The 16288-nt window shown below is 66.4% G+C and carries 13 protein-coding genes; 8 read left to right on the plus strand and 5 right to left on the minus strand.

Annotated elements, in window-relative coordinates:
* The first annotated feature begins 113 nt into the window (after window positions 1–113).
* From ACZYX4_RS07405 to ACZYX4_RS07430, 6 genes are all read left to right on the plus strand, one after another.
* Window positions 114–2381 carry a hypothetical protein gene (locus ACZYX4_RS07405; protein WP_463874851.1) on the plus strand — a complete coding sequence of 756 codons (2268 nt, stop codon included), beginning with the start codon at window positions 114–116 and terminating at the stop codon, window positions 2379–2381.
* 1 nt (window position 2382) lies between these two features.
* Window positions 2383–3201 (plus strand): glycoside hydrolase family 16 protein, encoded by an 819-nt coding sequence (locus ACZYX4_RS07410; protein ID WP_463874852.1) that lies wholly within the window; start codon window positions 2383–2385, stop codon window positions 3199–3201.
* A 73-nt stretch (window positions 3202–3274) separates the two neighbouring features.
* Window positions 3275–4636: a hypothetical protein gene (locus ACZYX4_RS07415; protein WP_463874853.1), complete on the plus strand. Its 1362-nt coding sequence runs from the start codon at window positions 3275–3277 to the stop codon at window positions 4634–4636.
* Complete coding sequence (locus ACZYX4_RS07420; protein WP_463874854.1) at window positions 4633–5646, plus strand: aminoglycoside phosphotransferase family protein; 1014 nt, start codon at window positions 4633–4635, stop codon at window positions 5644–5646. The genes ACZYX4_RS07415 and ACZYX4_RS07420 overlap by 4 nt, the downstream gene beginning before the upstream one ends.
* Before the next feature lie 66 nt (window positions 5647–5712).
* Window positions 5713–7401, plus strand: a complete 1689-nt coding sequence (locus ACZYX4_RS07425; protein WP_463874855.1) for a long-chain-fatty-acid--CoA ligase — start codon at window positions 5713–5715, stop codon at window positions 7399–7401.
* A 308-nt stretch (window positions 7402–7709) separates the two neighbouring features.
* Entirely contained in the window at window positions 7710–9656 is a 1947-nt protein-coding gene (locus ACZYX4_RS07430; protein ID WP_463874856.1) for a nucleoside/nucleotide kinase family protein, read from the plus strand.
* On the opposite strand, the gene ACZYX4_RS07435 is transcribed toward ACZYX4_RS07430, so the two are convergent.
* Window positions 9639–11090 carry a lipopolysaccharide biosynthesis protein gene (locus ACZYX4_RS07435; RefSeq protein ID WP_463874857.1) on the minus strand — a complete coding sequence of 484 codons (1452 nt, stop codon included), beginning with the start codon at window positions 11088–11090 and terminating at the stop codon, window positions 9639–9641. The genes ACZYX4_RS07430 and ACZYX4_RS07435 overlap by 18 nt on opposite strands.
* A complete protein-coding gene (locus tag ACZYX4_RS07440; protein WP_463874858.1) occupies window positions 11087–12274 on the minus strand; it encodes a glycosyltransferase in 1188 nt (395 codons plus the stop codon). The genes ACZYX4_RS07435 and ACZYX4_RS07440 overlap by 4 nt, the downstream gene beginning before the upstream one ends.
* 240 nt (window positions 12275–12514) lie before the next feature.
* Here ACZYX4_RS07440 and ACZYX4_RS07445 point away from each other — a divergent pair, with 240 nt between their 5' ends.
* On the plus strand, window positions 12515–13126 hold the full coding sequence (locus ACZYX4_RS07445) for a DnaJ family domain-containing protein (RefSeq protein WP_463874859.1): 612 nt from the start codon (window positions 12515–12517) through the stop codon (window positions 13124–13126).
* A gap of 37 nt (window positions 13127–13163) precedes the next feature.
* Here the strand turns inward: ACZYX4_RS07445 and ACZYX4_RS07450 are convergent, their stop codons facing one another.
* From ACZYX4_RS07450 to ACZYX4_RS07460, 3 genes are all read right to left on the minus strand, one after another.
* Complete coding sequence (locus ACZYX4_RS07450; RefSeq protein WP_463874860.1) at window positions 13164–14504, minus strand: S8 family peptidase; 1341 nt, start codon at window positions 14502–14504, stop codon at window positions 13164–13166.
* Between the two features lie 205 nt (window positions 14505–14709).
* A complete protein-coding gene (locus ACZYX4_RS07455) occupies window positions 14710–15027 on the minus strand; it encodes a DUF6221 family protein (RefSeq protein ID WP_463874861.1) in 318 nt (105 codons plus the stop codon).
* A gap of 64 nt (window positions 15028–15091) precedes the next feature.
* A complete protein-coding gene (locus ACZYX4_RS07460) occupies window positions 15092–15316 on the minus strand; it encodes a hypothetical protein (RefSeq protein WP_463874862.1) in 225 nt (74 codons plus the stop codon).
* A 203-nt stretch (window positions 15317–15519) separates the two neighbouring features.
* Between ACZYX4_RS07460 and ACZYX4_RS07465 the strand changes: the two genes are divergently transcribed.
* Window positions 15520–16272: a GAF and ANTAR domain-containing protein gene (locus tag ACZYX4_RS07465; protein ID WP_463874863.1), complete on the plus strand. Its 753-nt coding sequence runs from the start codon at window positions 15520–15522 to the stop codon at window positions 16270–16272.
* Window positions 16273–16288 lie beyond the last annotated feature (16 nt).

Consider the following 16288-nt stretch of genomic DNA (forward strand, 5'->3'; position numbering starts at 1 on the left):
GTCTTCCTCAGGCACGGCCGACAGCATACAGTTCCGGGGGGAACGCGTCACAAGGGGACGCTGACTTCCCACTCGCGAAGTCCCCGATGATCGATCAAGGAAGTTTCAGCGAAATGAGTCTCCTACTCCACGACGAAACACCAACCCCCGAATCACCGAAGCCAACGGTTCTGGCGTTGAGGGCGGATCGGCCCCTGGACTTTGTACTGGCTCTGGCCGGTCTCGTGCTGGCCGTCCTTGTCCTGTTCGACCTCGGCGGCCCGGTGCTCGCGCCCTTCACGCTCCTGGGGTGCTTCGTGTTGCCCGGGTGGGTCCTGGTGCGGCGGCTTCCCGACGCTGATCCGGTGGCGCGGGTGGTCTGGACCGTGGTGATGAGCGCAGCCCTCTACACAATTCTTGCCCTCATTATGGTGTGGGCTCACATATGGCATCCCCGGCCCATGACAGCCGCCATCCTGGTTGCGGCCTCGGCCCTGATCGCGGTTTTCCCGCCGGGACCCGGAACCGGAACCGGGCGCCATGCAATCGACGGGCATCCTGTCGCCAGGCGCCCGGTGGACTGGCGTTCCCTGTGGAATCTGGACGCGTTCCGCGGCTGGAGCCCGAGGACGTACGTGCCGTGGGCCCTCCTCGGGGTCGCGATGGTGGTGTGGGGTGTGGCCCTGGCAATAACAGGGGAGGAACTCGTCGGAGACAGTGGACTGCTGACAACGTTCCCGCTGATCTGGTACTTCGCCGTGGCCGTCGTCGTGGCGTTGTGCATCCGGGCCGTAGCGGCGCGGAAGATGGCGTCGAACGCCTTCCTGGCAGCCTCGACCACGGGGCTCGTCGCCATGCTCTACGCCTCGGCACCCATGCTGGTCAGTGTTCCGCGCCTTCCCTGGTCCTACAAGCACATCGCGGTGAGCAACTACATCAGTGCCACGGGCCAGGTGGATCCGTCGATCGATATCTACCAGCGGTGGCCGGGCTTCTTCTCGGTCAGCGCCTTTATGGGCGAGGCCGTCGGCTACCGAAACGCCGTGGATTATGCCGCGCTGGCAGAGTTCGGGTTCGCCCTGCTGGATGTTGTGATTATCCTGGCCATCGCGCGGACCCTCACCAGCAACCCGAGGATCTACTGGACCGCCACCCTGGTCTTTGCCCTGTCCAACTGGGTAAACCAGAACTACTACTCACCGCAGGCGTTCGCCTACACCCTCTACCTGACGATGTGCCTGGTCGCCCTGACGTTCCTCCGCGGCACACCCGCCAAAATCGCCATCTGGGTGGAGAACCGGTTGGAAGGGCTGCAGGGGCATTTCAACCGGGGACTCACGGCCGCCCCGGAGGCTCACGCGGTCCACTCCAGCCGCACTATGGTCATGCCGGCGGCAGTGGCACTTCTCTTCCTGCAGGCCGCGACGGTCCCGAGCCACCAGCTGACACCGTACATGGCCATCCTGGCGCTGTTCCCGCTTTTTGTTTTCGGCTATTTCCGGCCCAAATGGCTCGGCCCCGCGCTCGCGGTTCTGGCGGTCGCGTACTTTCTACCGAACGTCGACTACGTCGACAACAAATATGGCCTGTTTAACGGGTTCGACATTTTCAAGAACGCGAGTTACGAGCCGCCCCAAGTGAGCACCATGAAAGACGCCGCCAGCTGGATGGCACGCACCCCGGATGCCCTCTCGATCTTCGTCGGGCTGCTCGGGATGGCCGGCTTCGTCCGCAACCTGCTCCGCGGCAACGTCCGGCAAACGCTGATCGTCGGCTGGCTGGCAGTTGCGCCGATATTCTGGCTCCTGGGCCAGTCCTATGGCGGGGAGGCCAAGTTCCGCATCTTTCTTTTCGCTCTCCCGTGGCTGGCCGTCGGGGTGGCCTGGCTGTTCTGGTCCGGACCGGTCCGCACCCCGAAAAGTGTCATGGGCGCTACCGCCTCGCTGACGATCATGGCCATGCTGTTCACGATTGTGTACTTCCAGGCCGAGGGGAAGTTCCGGGTCCCCAAGGAGGACGTGGTGGCGGCGCAATGGCTGGACGCCCGGGTAGGGGAGAAAGACGTCATTTTTGAAACCAACGCTTTCTTCCCGCTGCTGATCGGCCCGAACTATCCCAACTATCTGGAGTGGGGCCAGGTCACGTCGCTGACTAAGTTCTTCCAAAAGTCCAACGGGAGCGTGATGCCGGAGGACGTGGAGCGCTACGCGAACAAAAACTGGAAAGCTGAGCGTGTCTTCGTCGTCTTCTCGGACTCACAGCTGGAGCATGCGATCGAGGACAAACTGTTTGATGTCAACATGCTCCCCGCTCTTGAACGGGAGTTAGCCGCAGGGGATAAAGCCGATCATGTATTCGACAATGGGGCCGTCCGGATCTACCAAATCAAAAAGACCCTTTAGCTTGGGCAGCAGCGGCGCAGTCCTGGCCAAAGTCGTCGCGATGTTCGCCGCAGGTGCGCTGCTGGTCGCGCTGGTTTTGTTTTTCACGCGGGGACGCCCACCGACGGAGATGCCGGTGGGGGACCTCCCGGGCTGGAAGCAGACCGGTGCCCAGGACTTCACCACCCCGGCCGGGCTGGGCCGCGTGGGCGAGGTCTACGGATCGGATATGCGCGGGTATCACGAACTTGAGGACACTTCCGGTGAGGGCCTTTACACGCCGGATTCCGTGCTCTCCGTGAAAGACGGCAAACTGGACTACCACCTGCACATGAAGCGTGGAATACCGCGGGTAGCGAGCGTCGTCCCGTTCGGCTATGCCGGTCAGACTTATGGCCGCTACTCCGTCCGGTTCCGGTCAGATACGCTGCCGGGCTACAAAATCGCTTTTCTGCTCTGGCCCGCAAGCGATGATTGGCTCGAGGGCGAGATCGACTGGCCGGAAGGCGAACTCAACGGGAAGATGTATGGGGTCTCCGCCATCAAGGACTCCACGCTCAAAGGACCGGCCAGGTTCGATCCCCCCACGCGGTACTACGCGCCGACCGATGCGACCGATTGGCATGTGGCGACGACGGAATGGACACCCGGCAAGGTCAAATGGTTCTGGGACGGGGAACTTGTTGGTGAGACGACGATGCCCGAGGGTGTTCCCACCACGAATATGCGGATGACCCTGCAGGCCGAGACGAAAGACGGAGCGGACTCGTCCTCGCCCACGCCTGAAACTTCCGGCCATCTGGAAGTCGATTGGGTCGTGCAGTATGCCTACGCGCCCTAGCCCCCACCCACTCGCCGATCACCGGCACAATTCGTCAGGCATGATTTTACGGTCTCACGGCAGTAAGGAACAGATGGATATCCCAAGTAACGGCCAGCCCGACCCCGGCGAGTGGAACGGAGAGCAACCGGACATTCACCCGGCGATCGCGAGGGCGTTCCGGGCGCTGGAGGGATCGGGGCTTCCCTGGGTGCTGTTGCGTGGCGAGGAGGACCTGGTCCGACCCGACGGCGAGGTGGACATTCTCGTGGCAGCCGGCCAGCTCCCGCGCCTGGACGCGTTGCTGGCGGATGCAGGGTTCCACCGGGTCGTGGCCCTTGGGCACGGAAGTCATCGGTTCTATTTCAGCTACGACACCACGGACGACCTGTGGCTCAAGCTGGACATCGTCTCCGAGATCTCCTTTGGTCCGTTTCAACAATGGCACACGCTCCTTGCCAGGGGGTGCCTCAAGCGGCGCCTCCGCAACGGCGTGCTCTGGCTCCCCGCAACAACCGAACAGGCATGGCTCCAGCTCCTCCACATCATGCTGGACAAAGGCGGCGCCGTCAGGCCTGGACGGATGGAAACCGTACGGGTCGCCGGCGCGCTGGCCTCGACCGACGACGTGATCGCAGCATACGTCGACCGGGAGGTGGGGCCCGGAACCGCTGCGCAGTTGCTGAAGCTCGTCCGTTCCGGCAGCGTTGACGATTTCCGTGATCCGGCACACCGCATGGCGTCAGCCCTGACCCGCAACGCGCCGTTGCGCACCCGGTTGACCGCGGCGAAAAACAGGATGCTCCGGCTGCTCAGCCCGACCGTCCCAGGGCGCTTCAGCCGCGGGCTTGTGGTTGGGGTGATGGGCCCGGAAGATGCGGTCAATGTGACACTGCTGCACCGGTTCGGAGAAAGCTTCCCCATTCCCAGCCGCTACGTGTCCTTGGGTAGGAGGGGACCCGGGCGATGGGACGGCTGGCTCACGCGGATTCCCGGTGGACGGATCGGCCAGCGCGTTATCGGGCAACTCCGCGGCGCGTTGGCGGCCAACTATCACTACCGACGGGGCCGGTTGGTTATTGTGGACCGGCCCGCCTACGACGCTAGCCTGCCGGGTTATGCCGGGACCACTGACGGAGGGCGGACGGAGACTGCCCTCGCGGTCGTGCTGACGCCCGCAGCCGACGTGCTGCTGGTACTCGCCGTTCCCGGCGAGGTCCTGTTCGCCGGGAACGGCGGATACTCGCCCGAGGTCCTCCAGAAGTGGCGACAGACCCGGCTGGAGACGGTGAGGCGGCTCCCGAACGCCTGGGTTGTTAATGCTGCCCAGCCCCAGCCGCTCATCCGAAAGGTTGCCACCGGGATCGTCTGGGGGCAGATGGTGGGTTCCTCCCCGACCTCGGCCGCGCCCGTCCAGCCCAAGTCACAGGCATTGAACGCCGGAGGGAAATCGTGAACTTCATCGACTCGGTGCTTTGCGGGCACTACGGAGAGTGGAATCTGGCGGACTACGGGCTGGGAGCGGAGTGGACCACCGTTCTGGTGACGCCGCAATTCACCACCTCCCGGCACGTGGTGGGACTGGTCTTCCCTGCCGGTGCAAGCCAACCCAAACTGGTCGTCAAAGTGCCGCGGTGCCCGGGAGACAACGAAGGTGTCCGGCGGGAGGCGGACATGCTCCGTCAACTCAGCACCCTCAGCGGCGGGCAGGTGGAAGGCGTCCCCCACATCGTGGCTGCCTTGGACGTCGGTGAGCACACTGTGTTGGTGGAGACTGCTTTGACCGGCGTTCCTTTGGACCCCTACCGGGTCGCTGGGGATCTGGCCGGTGCAGTCGCTCTCGGTGTGGACTTCCTGGCGGCACTGCCCTGCACCCGGCCGGGACCGGACAACCGGGGCTGGTACGAGCGGACGGTGGAGCGCCCGTTGGAGGCACTCGCCTCGCTATTGCCCGAGGACCCCGAGGTGTCCGCGCTGGTCAAGCGCACCCACGAGCTGCTGATGCCCCTGCGGAGCACCACCCTGCCCGCCGTGTTCGAACACGCGGACTTGAGCCACCCCAACCTTCTTGTGCAAAGCGACGGGCGGCTCCAGGTCATGGACTGGGAACGGTCGTCGCTGTTCGGCCTGCCCGGCCATGACCTCGTCTTTTACCTGCAATACCTCAGCGAATCGTCCGACATGGCGTTTTCGCGGGTTGCCCAGTTGGCGGCCTTCGACAAGGCCTTTGGGCCCGGCGGGTGGGCGCTGGCGACGCTGCGCGAGCACCTGGTGCTCAGGAACGTCGACCCGGAGTTGCTCCCGCTGGTGGTGATCGCCACCTGGGCGCGCTCTGCCGCCACCCTGGCCTTCCGCCTCGCTGCCGAGGACGTTCCGGGGCCCGGGTCAGCGCAGCTGCGGGCCGCCGTGCTGGACGACCGCGACTTCTGGCTGTGGCGGCACGTTGTGGCCTCCGGGCTGAGCTAGGCCTGCACGGGCGGAGGCAGCGCCGGAAATTCGCTGGGGAGAGGTGCTTCACGGCAAGATGTGAGCATGAAGCATACTGACCAGCAGCCCTGGGTGAAGAACTACCAGCCGGGTGTCCCGGCCGAGATCGAATTGCCTACGGAGTCGCTCGTTGCGATGCTCGAGCGGTCCGTGGCTGAGGCCGGTGCAGCCCCCGCGCTGGAGTTCTTCGGCCGCCGTACAAGCTACACCGAACTCGGCGAACAGGTCGATCGGGCAGCCGAGGGCCTGCGCCGGCTCGGCGTCCGCGCCGGCGACCGGGTGGCGCTGATCCTGCCGAACTGCCCGCAGCACGTCGTGGCGTTCTACGCGGTGCTGCGCCTCGGCGCCGTCGTCGTCGAACACAACCCGCTGTACACCTCCCGGGAACTCCGCCACCAGTTCGAGGACCACCAGGCCAGGGTCGTCATCACCTGGGACAAGGCCGCGGCTGCCGTCCGTGACTTCCCGGCGGACATCGAGATCGACCATGTCGTTTCCGTTAACCTCCTGGCGGCGTTTCCCGCCGTCAAGCGCCTGGCCCTGCGCCTGCCCGGAAAGAAACTGCGTGAGTCCCGCGAGGCGCTGACCGCCCCGGCGCCGGGCACCACGCCGTGGAAGGAACTCCTCAGCCACGGACGCATCGATCCGGAACACCCCCGCCCCGGGGTGTTTGACCTCGCCGCGATCCAATACACCTCGGGAACCACCGGCCGTCCCAAAGGCGCCATGCTTACCCACTTCAACCTGTACTCCAACGCCCTGCAGGGCGAGGCCTGGATGCAGGGGGCCGAGTACCGCAAGGAAATTTTCTACTCGATCCTGCCCATGTTCCATGCCTTCGGCATGACGCTCTACCTCACCTACGGCATCCGCAAGCAGGGCCTGCTGGTGCTTTTCCCCAAGTTCGATCCGGACCTGGTGCTGGACGCCATGAAGAAGTCGCCCGCCACGGTCTACTGCGCGGTTCCGCCGATCTATGAGCGCACAGCGATGGCCGCGAAGGAGAAGGGCATCTCGCTCCGGTCCTGCAAATACTGCATCTCCGGCGCCATGAACCTGCCGGACCACGTGGTGGAACTGTGGGAATCGGTCTCCGGCGGACTGCTGGTGGAAGGCTACGGCATGACCGAGTCCTCCCCTGTCGCGCTGGGCAACCCCTTCCACCCCACGCGCCGCAACGGCACGATCGGTGTGCCGTTCCCCTCGACCCTGATGAAGGTCGTCGACCTGGACGACCCCGCCGTCGAAGTGCCACCGGGCCAGCCGGGGGAGTTGCTGCTCAAGGGCCCGCAGGTGTTCCAGGGCTACTGGAACAACCCGGAGGAAACCGCGAAGACCCTCACCGCCGACGGCTGGCTGCGCACCGGCGACGTTGTGACGGTGGACGAGGACGGTTTCACCACGATCGTTGACCGGGCCAAGGAGCTCATCATCACCGGGGGTTTCAACGTCGCACCCACCGAAGTGGAATCGGTGCTGCGCCTGCACCCGGACGTCATGGACGCCGCCGTCGTCGGCAAGCCACTTGAACGCGGCGGCGAGATGGTGATCGCCGCCGTCGAACTGGAACCGGGCGCCGCGCTGGACGAGGACACCCTCCGCAGGCACTGCCGCGAGCACCTGGCCGGCTACAAGGTCCCCAAGCGGATCGTTGCGATCCCTGACATGCCGCGCTCCATGCTCGGCAAGATCCTGCGCAAACAGGTGCGCGAGCAGGTGCTGCCGACGCTCTGACTTCCGGGGCGGGGAACGGGTAGGCGCACGTGGAACCAGCGCACTGTACAAGTAGCCCGGTGCGGCCGGGGCCAGAAACCGCTACTGGTGACACCCCTTGGTGCTGATCGTAGGCTTCATTTCAAAGATCCAGCGGCGGCTTTGCCGGTGGTGTCATCCGGTGAGGGAAGCGGTTGGTCGAGCGGCGGGCGGCTTCACGCGGCAGCCGACCGCCAACCCGGCCAAGGAGGTCTTACGCGCATGGTTCACGAAGTCCGGAGCGACATCCCGGTACTACTGCCTCCCGGAAACGCTCGACGGCGGCGCTCATGACGGCGGGCCCGCACACCAGCCATTCGGCCGTGCACCCGACGGTAGCCAAAGCGTTCCGCGCCCTTGACGGGACGGGTCTGCCCTGGGTTCTGCTGCGCGGTGAGGATGACCTCGCCCGGCCCGCCGGCGATGTGGATATCCTGGTGGCGGGCGGGCTGCTGCCGGGCCTGGACGAGCTGATGAACGGGATCGGGCTGTGCCGGGTACGCGCCGCGGGGCACGGAAGCCACCGCTTCTACTTCGGCTATTCGGAATCCGGTGAGCTGTGGCTGAAGCTCGACATCGTCTCGGACATCTCCTTTGGGCCGTACCAGCAGTGGCGGACCCCGCTGGCGCAGGGCTGCCTTGAGCGGCGCGTCCGGAACGGCGGGCTGTGGATGCCCGCCCCGGCCGACCAGGCCTGGCTGCAACTCCTCCACCTCGTACTGGACAAAGGGGAGATCCAGCCGCAGCGGGAATGTACCGCCCTGGCTGCGGCCGCGGGCGCGTCGCCAAGGGACCGCATCGCCGGGTACGTGGACCAGCGCAGCGGGGCCGGCACCGCCGCGCAGCTGCTGGACCTGGTCCGCTCGCGCAGGTTTGCCGAGGTCTCCGACATGGCCACGCGGCTGCGGTCCGTCTGGACAGGCGGGGCGCCCCTGCGCACCCAGTCACTGGCCCTGGCGAACCGTGCCTTGCGCCAGTTCAGCCCCAGGCTCCCGGGCCGGGGCCTGATAGTGGGAGTTATGGCCCCCGACGGCGCCGGCAAGACTACGCTCCTCCACGGCCTGCGTGCAGAGTTCCCCGTCCCCACCGCCTATGTCTACATGGGGATGTGGGGCGCGGGTCCCTGGGACGGCTGGCTGCACCGGGTTCCCGGCGGGCGAACCGCAAAGAAGATGTATCGGGTCCTCATAGGTGGGATGGCCGCCAGGTACCACCGTGTCCGGGGCCGTGTGGTGCTGATGGACCGGGTTGCCTACGACGCACTGCTGCCCGCCGCTGGGGACAACAATCCCTCAAACAGCAAAGCCGCCGGCGGCGTGTCCAACGCCCTCGCTGTGTGGCTGGGCGCTGCCCCGGACCTCCTGCTGGTTCTCGATGTGCCTGGTGAGGTGATGTTCTCCCGGAAAGGTGAACACACGGCGGAAATTTTGGAGAAATGGCGGCAGTCCTATCTGACGTTGGCCGAGTGGCTGCCGGGATCCCGGGTCCTCGACGCCGCCCAGCCCCAGCACTTGGTCCAGCAGCTGGCCACGAAGACGGTGTGGCGCGGCGTGTGTCCCGGCGAACCGGAAATTTCCGCTCCGGACAGCCCAGCGGCCAACGCGGGGGACGCAGGGGATGCGGACGCCCTGTCCCTGCACCTGTGGCGGCTGCTCGACTGGCGCTTTCTGGTGCCCGTACTGCAGCCCCGCAACGTGGCCTACGGCGGCGCGTTGGGTCCGGAGCTGCTGGCGGCGCTGCGTCTCCTGGACCCCGCCGCAACTCGCATCCAGCCCGGCGGCCAGGCGGGCATCCACCCGGGCAGCCGCACCGGCCGCAGCGACACCCCTGCAGAGGTATTCGAGGTCGTGCTGCTCAGGGAGCCCGAACCCCAGCTTTTTGAAATGGCCACGGCGGCGGTGCAGCCCGGAGGCTGGATGTGTGCCCAGGTGAAACGTTCGCTGCTGCGCCGCTCGGGCCCGCGCACCCTGGCGGGGTGGAAGCGGACCTTCAGGCGGTCCGGGTTCGAGGACGTCAGCGTCTACTGGCACGCGACGAGCCTGGACAGTCCGGGCCGCCTGGTTCCCGTGGCGTCGGCAACCGCAGTCAAGGACACGCTGGCGCTGCATAAGGGAATCCGCTTCGGACTGGCCAAGGCGGTCCTGGCGCGGCTTGCCCTGGCTCTGCGGTTGTTCGACGTGGCCGTCCCGGAAGGGACCGTGACCGGCCGCCGGCCGGACTCACTTGCGCCGGAGTAGCCCCACCAGCTCATCATGCACGGGCCTGAACCCGAAGCGAAGAATCGTGTAGACGACCGCAATGGCCGTCGGGACAACCAGGACTAAAGTGGTCACCCCGCCCAGGACCGGCGCCGCCAGGACACCGAGGCCTGTCACCGCCACGGCAGCCCCGCAGACCAGCCCGGGCGCGACCGCACGGAGCAGTTCGCGTGCCCGCAGCTGGATGACTCTGGCGGCCACGAGCTGCATGCCGCAGGCGAACAGTACTGCGACGACGAACTGTGCGCAGGCGATGCCCACGATGCCCCACTGGGTGGCAAACAGCAGGACCGGCAGCAGGATGGCGAGCCGTACCAGCGATACCCCGATGGACAGGCCCGGACGGCCGATGGCCTTATAGACGTCGTTGGCGCCGGCGCCCAGCGAGCGGGCCGCGGCGTAGAGGGCGAGGAAGACCAGCGGCACGACGGCGTCCATCCACTTCTCGCCGAAGACCAGCGGCACCAGAACCGGGGCCACGACGGCCAGCCCCACGCCGGTGGTGACGCCGTACAGGGACTGGATCCGCACACTGGTCAGGTAGCCGGAGCGGAGCCGTTCCGGCTCGCCGCGGACCTGGGTGTACAGGGGGAACAGGACGGTCGAGAGCACGAAGAAGACGTTGAGGATCAGCACCTCGGGGAGCCGGAAGGCCAGCGTGTAATAGCCCAGTGCCTGCGCCCCGAGGAACAGGCCGATGATGAGGTAGTCGATGTCGAAGATCAGCCGGGCCAGGAGGCTGCTGCCGGCTACGGGCGCGCCATATTTTATGTTGGCTTTGAGGGCATCTTTGCGCACACGCCAGATTTGCCACGGTCCGCCCCTGCCGAGCAGGAACCAGCACGTCACTGCGTACGCCACGGACCCGGCAGCGGTTCCGACGGCCAGTGACCACGCCCCGTGGCCGGAAAAAGCAAGGGCCAGGGTCACGGTGCCCATCGTGGCGGCGCGGATGACCGGGGCCGTCGTGAGTTTCTTGAATTTCAGGTCGCGGCGCAGCAGTGCCTCGGGGACAGCGCCGAACGAGGTGGCCACCACCGAGATCCCCAGGACCTGGACCAGGGGTTCCACATCGGGAAGGTTAAAGAGCTCGGCAATCAGGGGTGCAGCAAGGAAGGCGCCCAGGCCCAGGAGCATGCCAAGCGCCACGGAGATCAGCAGCGCGGATCGTGCAATAACCCCGGTGCGTGGCAGATAGACCAGCGCCTGGGCCACGCCGGCGTCGGCAACAGTCTCCGCGTACGCCATGAGAACCAGGGCCAGCGCCACCAGGCCGTACTCCTCGGGGGAAAGCAGCCGCGCCAGCACGATGGTCGTGACCAGGACGATGATTCTCCCGCTGGCAAACGCCAGCCCCTGCCAGATGGCGCCCCGGACACCGGTCCGGGCCAGTTCCCCGGGAGCGTACGTCATGCCGGTGAACTTCCGAGCGGCAGATCGGCGCTGCCGGGTTGGATCGCACGGCGCAGCTCTTCCAGGTACTCCTGGGCGACCACCTGCCAGGTCCGGACGGCGTCGGCGTCGGCGTCGGCGCCAGCGCCGCGCGCTGCGTCCAGCGGTCGCGGACCGGTCAGCCGATGAACGATGTGATCAACAAAGCTCCCGGTGTCGTTCGAAACGGTAAGCAGGGGATGCGGGTCCTGTTCACGGGCGGCCACCGGCGTAGCAACCACGGGGAGCCCCGCGGCAAGGGCTTCGCGGACTGAGTTCCGGATGCCGACGCCGTGTTCGTCAGGAAAGGCTGCCACATCGGCGGACGAGAAGACGTCCAGGACGGACGGCACATTGGCGAGCACCTCCACCCGGGGGCCGGCGAGGGCGAGGACCTCAGGCTCGGGTCGGCGGCCAGCGAGAACGAACCTGGCGTCAGGGACCTGCTCCCACACCAGGGGAGCAATCTTCCCGACCAGGACCTTCGCGCTGTCGATGTTGGGCCCGTAGTTCAGGCTGCCTACAAAGCAGACCACGGGGATGGTTTGCCTGGAGTCAGGACGGACGGCCCGTTCAGCTCCGTTCGGGATGCTCCGCACGGGCCGCGCCAGGCGTTCAGCCCATTCCCGGGCATCCTGGGACCCGACCGTGAGGAGGCGTGCCCGCGCGGGCAGGCGGCGCTCGGCCCGCAGCGCCTGGCGCTCCCTCGCCCGGTAGGCCGGCCGCAGGAAACGGGGCGCAATGGCGGTGTCCATCCCGGCTCTGATCGACCAGGGGTCCACTGTCTGCAGGACAACCGGCCCCTGCACGTGGCGGGCGAGGAACAAGGCATGGGGCCCGTGGATCAGGGTGGCATCACTGTCCGCCGAAAGCCTCGCTGCCGTCGAGACGGCCTCCGCCGTGGCACGTTCGTGCTTTCCGACGCCGTTCAGGCCCGCGAGGGACCGCACGAACGCCGCCTTGCGGCCCTGGGGTGCCAGGACGTGCACCGCTGCGCAGCGGCTGCGCACCTCGTCCGGAAGCCCGACCGGGCCCTCGTACGTCAGCAGGGTCACGTCCACGTCGGCGGGCAGATTCCGCAGAATCTCATAGGGAATCATCGAGCTGCCGTCACCGAACACGGGGTCCCGATTTGGCGCACTCTCGGTGATGTACAGAAGCCTCATTGCACGAGTGTACTGGAGGCCGGAGGCCGGGCGGCCGGGGGCCAGCAACCCTGTTCGGGGGCCGCCCGCCAGGACCCGCCAGCCAACCCGAAGGTGCCTCCTGACGGCGACTCAGCACGGCGGGATCCACGTGGCCATTCAGGACGACGGCGCCCAGGGTTTCGTCCTTGGCCGCCGGGACCTTGCTCCGCATACTGGAAGCAGGGTGCAATTCGGCGCAGCCAGTAAGGACGGGGAGCCATGAGCGGCGGGTCAGACGGGTCGTTCCGGCGCCGGGTGGAGCGTGCAGCGGAACTCCGCTCCCTCCGTATTAGCGGAATGACGGTCCAGGAAGAGGAGGAACTGGCCGCCGCCGAAGAGAAGGAACGGGAACTGCGCGCAAAATTCGATGACGCCGCCAGGGCCGAGTACCTGATCCGCGATGCCATGGCGCAGGGCAAATTCGACCACCTCAAATACGCCGGAAAACCTATCCCCGGGCTGGGGGAGAAGTACGATCCCGACTGGTGGGTGAAAGGCCTGATCCAGCGCGAAAACATCACCGGGATGGGTCCCAAGGCAATCCTGCTCCGCACCGAGGACGCCGGGCTCGATGACCGGATCGACGAGCAGCGCGCGGAAACACAGGTCCGCCAACTCCTGGAGGATTTCAACGCCCGCGTGATTGATGCCAGGCGGCAACTGCAGGGCGGGCCTCCGGTCGTCACGAAAACCCGCGACGTCGAGTCCGAAGTGCGGCGCTGGCGGGAACGCCGCGCGGCCCGCGCCGCCGCCGTCGCGAAGCTGGAAGCCCAACAGGAACCGGACCGGTTCCGCCGTCGGTGGTGGCGGCGGATCCGGCCCGGTTCCTAGCGGGCTTCTGGCTCTTGGCCCCTGACTGTTCCCCGGTTCAGTACCGCGCGATCTGGGTCAGATAGCCGAAGTACTGTCCATCGATCGGCCGGAGCGGGTCGCCCTCGAAGCCGAAGCCGAGGTGTTTCTTGTTGTACGCGGCGGTGATGTCCAGGAACTGGGCCATCACGTCCTCGCTTGAACCCTCACATTCCCCTTCGCTGATGCACAGTGCAACGGAGCCGGCGACGGCAGGGCTGGCGAAGCTGGTCCCGTGTGCCACGGAATAGCCTCCCGGCGCCGTGGAGGTCATGCAGACCCCGGGGCCGGCGATGGTATGGGCCTGGTCCGCGGACTCGCTGGCGTAGTTGGAGAAGAATGCCGGACGGTCATCCAACTGCCCCCGCCCGGACCAGTCCTCGGCCCCGCAAACCGGGGCCTCAAGGCCATCAGGCTTGCCGTCGAAGTCTGCCATCGCCGTGGCGGTCAGCACCTCGTCATACGTGGCAGGGACCGTGCCGGCAAAGTCCTGGCCGGAGTTTCCGGCCGCGACGGCGTACACGACTCCGGCCCTGACCGAGCGACAAATGGCGTAGTGCATGGGATCCGTGCCCTTGCCGCAGTTGGCGGTTTCGGTGCCCGGCCCGCCGATGCTGATGTTGGCCACCGCAATGTCGTTCTTCGGGTTTTCGTCCTTGCGCGTTGCCGTCACCCAGTCGATGGCGCAGATGAGCATGTCCTCCGTGATCACACCAGCGTCGTTAACGACGCGAACGGACCACAGCGGGGTTCCCGGTGCCGCCCCAATGACGCCCTCGTTGTTGTCCTTTGCTCCGATGACCCCGGCCACGAAGGTCCCGTGTCCAACGTCATCCGTGGGCTCCACCCTGACCGGCGACCCGGTGGAGCAGTCGATGCCTCCGCGCACATTGAGGTCCGGATGGCTTCCGTCGATGCCGCTGTCAATCACGGCCACGTTGACGCCGGGGGAGTGCATGTCACCCTCGGGCTCCGTGTCACCAGAGGCAGTGCCGCCAATCCTCAGCCACCAGAGCGGCGCCACCTGGGTGCTCGGCTCGGGGTCCAACGGTTTCTCGAATTCCCGGGCCAAGGTGACGAAGTCTACGCCCGGGTCAGCAGCGAGGCGGGCCGCGACGGACGCCGTCATCGAGGCGGCGTACCCGTTCACTGCGGCCCGGTAGACCGTGGAAACGGAAAGGCCGTAGCTGCCCTGCTGTGCCGCGGCTGCTGTGCCGGCGTCAACAATGCCGTCCTTCAGCACCACGATGTAGCGATGTTCCTGCTCGGCGCCGGCTGAGGGGACGGCGGCGACGAGGCCTCCGGCCACGGCCAGGCTCAGCGCGGCGAGGCCGCACACGAGTCGCCGGAACCTTGACATGATTTTAGGCGATGGCGCGGCGGTCCCGGCATTCCGGCGTTCCCCCGCGGTTGCAGGCACTGGTTCCCGTGATCGTCCTGGCCGGCGGACGTGGCTGAACATAGTGGTCTCCCTTGAGCGTCTACGCTGCTGAACGCCCCCGCTCCTAGCTTAGGCCCGCGACTGTCTCTTGCACACGGGGCCCTTTGGCATTACTTGGGCGGCCCTAGGTGCGGAGCCAATCCTGATCAAAGTCGGGGTGGTCGTAGTAGGGCAGGGCCAGGGCGTTCAGCGACTGCTCCAGCCATTCCAGGGACTGCGGGATCCAGCCGGCGTCCTGCACGGGGTCGCTGACCAGCGATGCGAGGGCCGCCTGCCGGGAGGATTCCACGATGCGGATCAGGCGCCGCTTGGCCTCGCATTCGAGCAACAGGCGCTGTTCGTACCAGGCCCCGGATTGCGAGACAGTCCGGTCGCCCAAGAGGGTCCGCGCCACGGCCTCGTCCTCGGTGATCCGCTCGGACAGGAAATCGACAATGTCCACACCGCGAGCGTACGCGCGGTCCTTGGTTGGCAACCAGCCCCGGCCGCCGCAGATTTCCCGGTGACTAGTGTACTGCCAGGTTTTCTGCGTCCTCGGGACCGATGAAGCGGCAGGATCCAACGTGGCGTTCGGGGACGTCGCAGGTCCGGCCGGTGGGCAGGTGGACGTTGCCGCAGAGTCCGCTAATGGCCACGTCCTCGCGGACGTGCAGGCTGCTGAGGTCGGGCCGGGCCTCGCTGCCCTCGTGAATCTGGGGGCTGCCGGGTGCATTGTGGTCTTGGCTGTTCATGTCTGCGTGGTTCCTTGGAGTCTGCGGTGCAGCTGGGTTGCCAGTCTCGATTGAGTCCGATGCCCAAGTCTCACACGACAACGTTGTAAACGGGGTTACCGCCCCGCTAGATATTTGGCTCAGGCCCGGTACCGGGGCGCGTTATCAGGGGTATATTACGAAGCAGGGACGCATCGGGAATCAACTAGGCAAAAGGGGACGCCATGATGGGGCCAAAGTCAACGGAAACCGGCGAACGGGAGCCAGGTCTGCAGGACACCGAACCGATCACTGCCGACGCCCTAGCCATCCGACTGGGCGACATCGCACGGGAGCTCCAGAAGAGGGTGGACCCTGAATCCATGATGGCAGGTATCGTGTACGCGGCGTTGGAGCTCGTGCCGCACGCTGCCGAGGCCTCGGTCAGCCTGATCACGGGCCGCCGGACGATTGAATCGCGTGCGGCTTCCAGCGATCTGCCGCGCCGGGTGGATGCCCTGCAAAGCGAAACCGGGCAAGGTCCGTGCATGGAAGCCTCCTATGAAACGCGGGTTGTCAGCGTTCCTGACCTCAGCACGGAAAAGCGCTGGCCGGATTTCTCGCCGCAAGCCTTCAAACTCGGAGCGAAGAGCATGCTGTCCTTCCAGCTCTTTGTGGATGGTGACCACCTCGGAGCCCTGAATCTCTTCGGGAAGGAAGCGGGCGCCTTCGACGCCGAATCGGAGCGGATCGGAGCGCTCGTGGCTGCCCACGCCGCCGTCGCCGTCGCCGGCAGCCAGCAGGTCAGCCAGCTCACCCTGGCGCTGGACACGCGTGACCTGATCGGTCAGGCCAAGGGAATCCTGATGGAGCGCTACAAGATCACCGCCCAGCAGGCGTTCCTGCTGCTCTCGCGCGCCAGTTCAGAGCTGAACATCAAGCTTCGCGACGTCGCGGAAAGGCTGACCGTCAGCGGGGAAATGACCAAAAAGCCCTGACGCCAGCCGGGCGTGC

It is taken from the genome of Pseudarthrobacter leeuwenhoeki (assembly GCF_055412885.1).

Bases quoted from the DNA above. Each gene is read 5' to 3' on its own strand.
- ACZYX4_RS07405 (WP_463874851.1), top strand. From the start codon at position 114: ATGAGTCTCCTACTCCACGACGAAACACCAACCCCCGAATCACCGAAG.
- ACZYX4_RS07415 (WP_463874853.1), top strand. From the start codon at position 3,275: ATGGATATCCCAAGTAACGGCCAGCCCGACCCCGGCGAGTGGAACGGA.
- ACZYX4_RS07425 (WP_463874855.1), top strand. From the start codon at position 5,713: ATGAAGCATACTGACCAGCAGCCCTGGGTGAAGAACTACCAGCCGGGT.
- ACZYX4_RS07430 (WP_463874856.1), top strand. From the start codon at position 7,710: ATGACGGCGGGCCCGCACACCAGCCATTCGGCCGTGCACCCGACGGTA.
- ACZYX4_RS07435 (WP_463874857.1), bottom strand. From the start codon at position 11,090: ATGACGTACGCTCCCGGGGAACTGGCCCGGACCGGTGTCCGGGGCGCC.
- ACZYX4_RS07440 (WP_463874858.1), bottom strand. From the start codon at position 12,274: ATGAGGCTTCTGTACATCACCGAGAGTGCGCCAAATCGGGACCCCGTG.
- ACZYX4_RS07445 (WP_463874859.1), top strand. From the start codon at position 12,515: ATGAGCGGCGGGTCAGACGGGTCGTTCCGGCGCCGGGTGGAGCGTGCA.
- ACZYX4_RS07450 (WP_463874860.1), bottom strand. From the start codon at position 14,504: ATGTCAAGGTTCCGGCGACTCGTGTGCGGCCTCGCCGCGCTGAGCCTG.
- ACZYX4_RS07460 (WP_463874862.1), bottom strand. From the start codon at position 15,316: ATGAACAGCCAAGACCACAATGCACCCGGCAGCCCCCAGATTCACGAG.
- ACZYX4_RS07465 (WP_463874863.1), top strand. From the start codon at position 15,520: ATGATGGGGCCAAAGTCAACGGAAACCGGCGAACGGGAGCCAGGTCTG.